This window comes from Aerococcus sp. L_32 (assembly GCF_050689315.1).
Window position 1 is genome coordinate 1 of record NZ_JBOEQF010000756.1, and the last position, 878, is coordinate 878.

General features: G+C 40.4%; 2 protein-coding genes. Both read right to left on the reverse strand.

Annotated elements, in window-relative coordinates; all coding sequences use genetic code 11:
- Positions 1-516 (reverse strand): phytoene/squalene synthase family protein (locus ACRCJ0_RS16240; protein ID WP_431391202.1); only part of this gene is annotated, 516 nt, incomplete at its 3' end.
- A 22-nt stretch (positions 517-538) separates the two neighbouring features.
- Positions 539-878 (reverse strand): FAD-dependent oxidoreductase (locus ACRCJ0_RS16245; protein WP_431391203.1); only part of this gene is annotated, 340 nt, incomplete at its 5' end.

Consider the following 878-nt stretch of genomic DNA (forward strand, 5'->3'; position numbering starts at 1 on the left):
CGTTAACTGCATGCCAATACCTAAATCTATTGCTGCTTGACGCATAGCTTGATCAATCTCAGTAGCTTCGTCCACTAGTAAAGGTAATAACATTTCCCCTACTGACCCAGCAACATTTGAAGCGTAATCAACCAAGTCATCCATATCGACTACTTCGTGGCCTAAAATATCCATCCGTTGTCCTTGGATCTGTTTCAACAAAGCATCAGTAGACACTTGATATGTAGATACCGTATCTTTGAAGGCCAACCACCAAGCAAATGGTTCCTCTTCACTCGTTTTTATATTTAGAATTTGTGCTTCTAAATCATCTAACTTTCCCAGAGCTTCTTCTTGTGTGAGGTCTCCGCTATCTGCAATATCATCTACATATCGATTGTAGGCGTATAAAGCTGCAACACCTTCAAATGTCTCTTTTGGTAGCAAGCGGAAAGCTTGGTAAAAGCTCTTTGATGCTTCTGCCATCGTATTTTCAGAAGCTTTATAAGATGCGCTAAGCAAACGATTTCTTGCCATAATCTCCCTTTCCTCTCTAACTCTAACCCTCATCATCTAACATCAACTCATCGGCACAAATTTTACCACTCTCGATGACTATAGGAACCCCTGCACCTGGATGTGTGGAGGAACCTGTAAAATATAAACCCGACACATTTTCAGCTTTTGCTTGCGGTCTAAAGTGGTTACTTTGCATTAAGGTTGGTTGCAAACCAAAAGTAGCCCCGCGGTATGCATTATAGTGGGATTCAAAATCATTAGGCGTAAATACACGTTCTACTTCAATTTGACTTTCAAGGTTTTCTAATCCAGGTATACGCGCCAATGTTTCCAATGCTTTCTCTTTATAAAATTGCACTGTTGATTGGTCATAAGCATAC